General features: G+C 67.7%; 7 protein-coding genes. 1 reads left to right on the top strand and 6 read right to left on the bottom strand.

What is annotated here, in order from left to right; translation table 11 throughout:
- From DCO49_RS18840 to DCO49_RS18830, 3 genes are all read right to left on the bottom strand, one after another.
- A partial coding sequence (locus DCO49_RS18840) for a pathogenicity-like protein (RefSeq protein WP_116865290.1) occupies positions 1–455 on the bottom strand: 455 nt, incomplete at its 3' end.
- Between the two features lie 3 nt (positions 456–458).
- Complete coding sequence (gene tesB / locus DCO49_RS18835) at positions 459–1,367, bottom strand: acyl-CoA thioesterase II (protein ID WP_079221063.1); 909 nt, start codon at positions 1,365–1,367, stop codon at positions 459–461.
- A gap of 99 nt (positions 1,368–1,466) precedes the next feature.
- Positions 1,467–2,243 (bottom strand): enoyl-CoA hydratase/isomerase family protein, encoded by a 777-nt coding sequence (locus tag DCO49_RS18830; protein WP_116865289.1) that lies wholly within the window; start codon positions 2,241–2,243, stop codon positions 1,467–1,469.
- Between the two features lie 34 nt (positions 2,244–2,277).
- Between DCO49_RS18830 and DCO49_RS18825 the strand changes: the two genes are divergently transcribed.
- On the top strand, positions 2,278–2,724 hold the full coding sequence (locus tag DCO49_RS18825) for a copper chaperone PCu(A)C (protein WP_116865288.1): 447 nt from the start codon (positions 2,278–2,280) through the stop codon (positions 2,722–2,724).
- Between the two features lie 92 nt (positions 2,725–2,816).
- Here DCO49_RS18825 and DCO49_RS18820 read toward each other — a convergent pair whose 3' ends face one another.
- From DCO49_RS18820 to uvrA, 3 genes are all read right to left on the bottom strand, one after another.
- Entirely contained in the window at positions 2,817–3,566 is a 750-nt protein-coding gene (locus tag DCO49_RS18820; protein ID WP_116865287.1) for an enolase, read from the bottom strand.
- Between the two features lie 85 nt (positions 3,567–3,651).
- On the bottom strand, positions 3,652–4,059 hold the full coding sequence (locus DCO49_RS18815; RefSeq protein WP_116865286.1) for a thioesterase family protein: 408 nt from the start codon (positions 4,057–4,059) through the stop codon (positions 3,652–3,654).
- Positions 4,059–7,052 carry an excinuclease ABC subunit UvrA gene (uvrA, locus tag DCO49_RS18810; RefSeq protein WP_116865285.1) on the bottom strand — a complete coding sequence of 998 codons (2,994 nt, stop codon included), beginning with the start codon at positions 7,050–7,052 and terminating at the stop codon, positions 4,059–4,061. The genes DCO49_RS18815 and uvrA overlap by 1 nt, the downstream gene beginning before the upstream one ends.
- Between the last annotated feature and the right edge of the window lie 178 nt (positions 7,053–7,230).

Raw genomic sequence — 7,230 nt, 5'->3', positions numbered from 1 at the left:
GGGGCCGGTTGCGCCTGCTGCGGCTGGGCCTGCGGGGCCGGGGCCGGTGCGGCGGGAGCCGGGGCGCCGCGGTGGCGCAGGCCGATCACCAGCGCCACGCCGGCGATCACCACCAGCAGGGCGATGCGGATGCGCCAGGCCCAACCGCGGCCACTGCCGGTGGTCTCGGCTGTATCGCGGAAGGCAAATTCGGCGGTCGGGTGGTCGCGGCGGGTGGTGTCGAGCAGGCGTGCGTCACGCAGGATCTCGCGTGCACGCGGCTGGTCGTCGGCACGCACGATCCACACCGCCGGGTAGCCCTGGCTGTTGCCCAGGTCGGTATAGCTGAACTGGCCACGGCGACGGGTCTTGTACGAGCGGCCGTTGGTCACCTTCACTTCGATGTCGTGGCTGCGCAGCAGCTCGGCCACGCCCTCGACGGTTTCCACGCGCTGGCTGCTGAAAATCTGGCGCATTGCTTACTCCTTGGCCGGCACGGCGGCCGCGGCATCCTGGTCCGGCACTACGCGGATCAGGCCTTCCTGGGCGGTGCTGGCCACCAGCACGCCATCACGGGTGAAGAACTGGCCGCGGGCCAGGCCGCGCGAATCCTGCGCGCTGGGGCTGTCCAGCGAATACAGCAGCCAGTCGTCGGCGCGGAACGGGCGGTGGAACCAGATCGCGTGGTCCAGCGAGGCCATCTGCACGTGCGGATGGTAGTAGCTGATGCCGTGCGGGAAGGTGGCCGTGCCCAGCAGGTGGAAATCGGAGGCATAGGCCAGCAGCGCTTGGTGCAGCTCGGGCGCGTCGCCGACCGGTTCGCTCAGGCGCAGCCACACCTGGTGGTAGGGCGGGCGCTTGGGCGGGTTCAGTTCGTCGCGCGGGTAGACGTGGCGGAACTCGAACGGGCCGCCGCGCGAAAGCCAGCGCTGCACCTTGATCGGCAGCCGCTCCAGCACCTCGGCCGGCAGCGGACGGTTTGGTTCGATGTCCTCCGGCTGCGGCACCTCGGGCATCTTGTGCTGGTGCTGGGCGCCGGTCTCGGCCTGCTGGAACGAGGCCGCGCAGAAGAAGATCACCTTGCCGTGCTGGATCGCGGTGACCCGGCGCACGGAGAAGCTGCCGCCATCGCGGGTACGGTCCACGTCATAGACGATGGGGTGGTCGATGTTGCCGGCGCGCAGGAAATAGGCGTGCAGCGAGTGCACGTGGCGGCCGTTGTCGACCGTGGCCTGGGCCGCGGCCAGCGCCTGGCCCAGCACCTGGCCACCGAACACGTACTTGGTGCCGATGTCGCGGCTCTGCCCGCGGAACAGGTTGTCCTCCAGCCGCTCCAGGGTGAGCAGGTCGATCAGCTCGGAGACGACGGGTTCGGGCGTGTCGTTCAAGGGGGCGGCCACAGCAGTGAAGAAGGCTCGATTATACCGGTCAGGGGTCGGATCCCTTTCGCTTTGCGAAAGGGCTCTGACCCCGGGCGGGGGCGGCCGTTATTTGCCCAGCCTCGCCACCAGCGCCTGCAGGGCATTTTGCGCATCCGGCGCGAACCAGGCCTCCAGGAACCGGTCCAGCTGGATCAGGTCCGGGTGCAGGGCCTCCTGCAGGTCGGCACGGGCCACCGCGCGGGTCAGCAGCATCGGCTGGCGCGGCTGCTTCAGCAGGTTCTGCAGCCAGGCGATGGCGCGGGCCACCACCAGGTCGCCGTCGGCGAGTTCATCGACCAGGCCGATCTGCAGCGCCTGCTCGGCCGGCACCAGCGCGCCCGTGGCGAGCAGGATGCCGGAACGGTGCACGCCCACCGCGCGGCGCAGCAGGCGCTGGATGCCTTCCGGCGCCACCAGGCCCACCTGCACCTCGTTCAGGCCGATGGCATAGGGGCGTGCCGGGTCGGCACTGCGCGCCATCACCCGGTAGTCGCAGCACAGCGCCAGCACGCAGCCGCCGGCCGGCGCATGGCCGGTGATGGCCGCCACCACCGGGATGCGGCTCTCGGCCACGCTGCGCACCGCGCCGAAGAAGGCGTTCCAGCTGTCCAGCAGCTTGTGCTTGTCATCACCGTGGGAGAGCAGGTGCGGCACGTCCATGCCACCGGTGAAGACCCGGTCGCTGCCCGACAGCACGATGCCGTGCGCGTCCTCGGCCATCGCCAGCTCGATGGCGTGGATCAGCTGCCGGCACAGCTCGGTGTCCAGTGCGTTGACCGGTGGCCGCGCCAGGCGCAGTTCGCGGATGGGGCCATGGTTGATCACCTCGATGAGCGTTGTCATGCTGCGGTCTCGTTGCGGACAGGAATCTGAGGCGATGATAACCAAACCATTCGTTGGCGTATTGTTGCTGCTGTGTGCGGGGGCAGCATCGGCGGCGACCGCCGTGCCCGCCTGCGTCACCGTGCAGCAGGGCTGGGCGCGCCTGCCGCCAAATCCGGCCATGCCGATGACCGCCGGCTACGGGGTGATCCATAACGGCTGCGCGACAGCGGTGGCCATCAGCGGCGCACGCAGCGCCAGCTTCGGCGACGTATCGCTGCACGAAACCACGATCGTCGATGGGGTCAGCCGCATGCGTGCGGTCGAGCGGCTGCCGCTGGCACCGGGTGCGCGCGCCGAGCTCAAGCCGGGCGGCCTGCACCTGATGCTGATGGAGGGCAAGGGAGCGCTGAAGGAAGGCCAGGTCGTGCCGCTGCAGCTGCAGCTGGAGGGCGGTGGCGAAGCCAGCGTGACGTTGACGGTGCGCAAGACTGCGCCGTAACGCGTCGCCCGTTCCGCCGGGCATGGCCCGGCGCTACCGGTGATGATCCGGCGGTCATGCTTGGGTAGCGCCGGGCCATGCCCGGCGGTGTTCTACGACCAGTCGTACGTAAACAGAACCGTACGGCTGTGCGGTTCGTAGAACATCACGATGGCATCGGCGCCGGCCGCGACCCAGTTGCTGGCCGGCACGCTTGCCACATGGAAGAAGGGCTGGCCGTCGCGGGTCAGTTGCAGGCCATCGTCGGGCAGCTGGCTGCTGTCATTGCGGAAACGCAGGCTGCCGCGCTGCCGGTAGCCGGCCAGATCCTGCAGCTGGAACGCCGCAGGCAGCGGGGCATAGCCGGACCAGTTGCCGAACCAGATCGGGCCGCCCAGCTGCTGCAGCCATGCCTGTTCGTCCAGCTCGCCCTCGCCGTAGCGCGAGCAGCTGGCCAGGCGCCCGTGCTGCTGGAAATACGCACGCGCCTTGGCATGGCTCTCGCGCATTTCCACCATATGGGCGCGGGCCTCGTCGCCATCCACGGCTTCACCCAGGAAGTATTCCTGCGTGCCAAGGAAGCGCATGCGGTTGTCCGCGGTCAGCGCGAAGGCGATCCAGTTGATGCCGGTGAACGCGTTGTGGTGTGCGGTGGTGTCGTCACCGATGCAGCCTTCATACGGCTCGATCGGGCACAGCATCGTCGCCACCTGGCCAGCCAGCTCAGGCCGCAGCACGCCCAGGTCAATGTTCAGCAGCGGCAGCAGGTGCTGGCCGAGCCAGGCCTGGTCGGCGGGAAAGACATCGGCGGGGAAGGGGACCATGCCGGGCAGCAGGTCGCGCAGTCCGGTGTGGTGGATCATCTCAGTCCTTTGAATTGCAACGGTAGCGCCGGGCCATGCCCGGCGGACCAAACGCCGACCAAGGTCGGCATCTACCAGAAGCGGATCAGCTCGACGCGTTGCGGATCGCGTCCGGCAGCGGGGCGCTCTTGCCGGTCTGCGTATCCATCCACACCACCACCACGTTGCCGTCCGAATACAGCTTCGTATCGTCCTGCTGGTCGACGATGCGGTGGCCGATGGTCACGCTGCTGTTGCCCAGGCGCTCGACGAACAGCTCGACCAGGATGTCGTTGGGCCACACGATCGGCAGGCGGTAGTTGACGTTGGTCGCGGCCACCACCGGTGCGATGCGGTCGGTCATCGACACGCCTTCCACGCCCAGCATCCAGCGCACGCGCGCTTCTTCCAGGTAGGAAATGTACTTGGCGTTGTTGACGTGGCCCATGCTGTCCATGTCACGCCAGCGCACGCTGATCGGGATGCGGGCCAGGATCTTGTGTTCGCTGCTCATCAGGCGTCCTTCTTCTTGGTCGTGCTCTTGCTGGCCTTGCCGGTGCTTTTGGCGGCCACGGCCTTCTTCGCCACCTTGGCCGGCTTCTCAGGCTTCACCTTGCGCGGCGGGCGGGCGTCGGGCTTGTTGGCCACGGCGGCCGGCTGCTCCGGGCGCGCGCTGGTCGAGGGCAGCATGCGGGCCAGGAACTGGCCGGTGTACGACTGCGGGCAGGCCGCCACGTCTTCCGGCGTGCCGGTCACCAGGATGGTGCCACCGCGGTGGCCGCCTTCCGGGCCGAGATCGACGATCCAGTCGGCGGTCTTGATGACGTCCAGGTTGTGCTCGATCACCACCACCGTGTTGCCTTCGTCGCGCAGCTTGTGCAGCACGCCCAGCAGCGCTTCGATGTCGTGGAAGTGCAGGCCGGTGGTCGGCTCGTCGAGGATGTACAGGGTGCGGCCGGTATCGCGGCGCGACAGTTCCTTGGACAGCTTCACGCGCTGCGCTTCACCACCGGACAGCGTGGTCGCGCTCTGGCCCAGCTTGATGTAGCTCAGGCCCACGTCCACCAGCGTTTCCAGCTTGCGGGCGATCGACGGCACCGGTTCGAACAGCCTCAGCGCATCTTCGACGGTCATTTCCAGCACGTCGTTGATGTTGTAGCCCTTGTACAGGATCTCCAGCGTCTCGCGGTTGTAGCGCTTGCCGTGGCAGACGTCGCAGGGCACGTACACGTCCGGCAGGAAGTGCATCTCGACCTTGATCAGGCCATCGCCCTGGCAGGCCTCGCAGCGGCCGCCGCGCACGTTGAAGCTGAAACGGCCCGGCGAATAGCCGCGCGCACGCGCTTCGGGCACCTGCGCGAACAGCTCGCGCAGCGGGGTGAACAGGCCGGTGTAGGTGGCCGGGTTCGAGCGCGGGGTGCGGCCGATCGGCGACTGGTCGATGTCCACCACCTTGTCGAACAGGTCCAGGCCATCGATCTCCTTGTACGGGGCGATCGGGTGCGAGGAACCGTTGATCTCGTTGGCGGCCAGCGAGAACAGGGTGTCGTTGATCAGGGTCGACTTGCCCGAGCCGGACACGCCGGTCACACAGGTCAGCAGGCCCGACGGAATCGCCAGGTCCACGCCCTTCAGGTTGTTGCCGCTGGCACCGCGCAGGTGCAGGGTCATCTTCGGGTTCGGCTTGTGCCGGCGCTCCGGGATCTTGATGGAACGCTTGCCCGACAGGTACTGCCCGGTCAGCGAGCGCGGTGCATCCAGCAGATCCTGCAGGGTGCCCTGGCCGACGATCTCGCCGCCATGCACGCCTGCACCCGGACCGATGTCAAGCACATAGTCGGCCAGGCGGATCGCATCCTCGTCATGCTCGACCACGATGACCGTGTTGCCGAGGTCGCGCAGGCGGGTGAGGGTGCCCAGCAGGCGTTCGTTGTCGCGCTGGTGCAGGCCGATGGACGGCTCGTCGAGCACGTACATCACGCCGACCAGACCGGCGCCGATCTGGCTGGCCAGGCGGATGCGCTGTGCTTCGCCACCGGACAGGGTGTCGGCCTTGCGCTCCAGGGTCAGGTAATCCAGGCCGACGTCGACCAGGAAGCCCAGCCGCTCGCCGATTTCCTTGACGATCTTCGCGGCGATCTCGCCGCGCCAGCCCGGCAGGCTCAGCTCGCTGAAGAACTTCAGTGCTTCGTCGATCGGCAGCACCACCAGCTCCGGCAGCGGGCGGTCGGCCACGAACACGTTGCGTGCGGCCCGGTTCAAACGCGCGCCGTTGCATTCAGGGCAGGCGTGTTCGCTGATGTACTTGCCCAGCTCTTCCTGCACCGCCGCCGACTCGGTTTCCTTGTAGCGGCGTTCCAGGTTGGGAATGATGCCCTCGAAGCGGTGCTTGCGCTGGGTGCGGCCACCGGCTTCGGTGAAGTAGGTGAAGGTGATCGCATCATCGCCGCTGCCGTAGAGCACGGCCTGCTGCACTTTGGCCGGCAGCGAGTTCCACGACGCATCGACGTCGAACTTGTAGTGCTTGGCCAGCGAAGCGATCAGCTGGAAGTAGTAGGCGTTGCGACGGTCCCAGCCGCGCACCGCACCGGCGGCCAGCGACAGTTCCGGGTGCACCACCACGCGCGCCGGGTCGAAGAACTCGGCCATGCCCAGGCCATCGCAGCCGGGGCAGGCGCCCATCGGCGCGTTGAAGGAGAACAGGCGCGGTTCCAGCTCGGGCAGCGAGTAATCGCAGACCGGGCAGGAGTACTTGGAGGAGAACAGGGTTGGCGCGGTCTCGGCGTTGTCCAGGCTCTGCACCGAGGCCATGCCGTCGCCCAGCTTCAGCGCGGTCTCGAAGCTCTCGGCCAGGCGCTGCTTGATGTCCTCGCGCGGGCGGAACCGGTCGATCACCGCTTCGATGGTGTGCTTCTGGCGCAGCGCCAGCGGCGGCACCGCGTCGATTTCATACAGCTCGCCGTCCACGCGCACGCGCACGAAGCCCTGCGCACGCAGCTGGTCGAAGACCTGCGCATGCTCGCCCTTGCGGTCGCGGATGACCGGGGCCAGCAGCATGTAGCGCTGTTCCGGGTCCAGGGTCAGCACCTGGTCGACCATCTGGCTGACCGTCTGCGCCTCCAGCGGGTAGCCGTGGTCCGGGCAGCGCGGGGTGCCGACGCGGGCGTACAGCAGGCGCAGGTAGTCGTAGATCTCGGTGATGGTGCCGACGGTCGAACGCGGGTTGTGCGAGGTCGACTTCTGCTCGATCGAGATGGCCGGGGACAGGCCCTCGATGTGGTCCAGGTCCGGCTTTTCCATCACGCTCAGGAACTGCCGTGCATAGGCCGACAGCGACTCGACGTAGCGGCGCTGGCCTTCTGCATAGATGGTGTCGAACGCCAGCGAGGACTTGCCCGAGCCGGACAGGCCGGTGATCACGATCAGCTTGTCGCGGGGCAGGTCGAGGTCGATGTTCTTGAGGTTGTGCGTCCGCGCGCCGCGGATGCGGATGAAATCCATCGCCATGGGGGATCCGGTTATGGGGGGCGTTGGCTGGGTGCCGGGCCAGCAGGGGGACGGGCAATCGGTCAGCCTACCGAGGTGACCAGATGGGGGCAATGGGCGACAATGCCAGCCCGGTGTCTCACCTCATGAGACAAGGCTTTATGAAGGGGTCAGATCCCTTTTCACGGCGTGAAAAGGG

Origin of the sequence: Stenotrophomonas sp. SPM, from assembly GCF_003105135.1 — a bacterium.
Classification (GTDB): domain Bacteria; phylum Pseudomonadota; class Gammaproteobacteria; order Xanthomonadales; family Xanthomonadaceae; genus Stenotrophomonas.
Note: the sequence above shows the minus strand (reverse complement) of the source record. Positions and strands in the feature narration are given on the sequence as shown.

Bases quoted from the DNA above. Each gene is read 5' to 3' on its own strand.
- DCO49_RS18825 (WP_116865288.1), top strand. From the start codon at position 2,278: ATGATAACCAAACCATTCGTTGGCGTATTGTTGCTGCTGTGTGCGGGG.
- DCO49_RS18830 (WP_116865289.1), bottom strand. From the start codon at position 2,243: ATGACAACGCTCATCGAGGTGATCAACCATGGCCCCATCCGCGAACTG.
- uvrA (WP_116865285.1), bottom strand. From the start codon at position 7,052: ATGGCGATGGATTTCATCCGCATCCGCGGCGCGCGGACGCACAACCTC.
- DCO49_RS18815 (WP_116865286.1), bottom strand. From the start codon at position 4,059: ATGAGCAGCGAACACAAGATCCTGGCCCGCATCCCGATCAGCGTGCGC.
- DCO49_RS18820 (WP_116865287.1), bottom strand. From the start codon at position 3,566: ATGATCCACCACACCGGACTGCGCGACCTGCTGCCCGGCATGGTCCCC.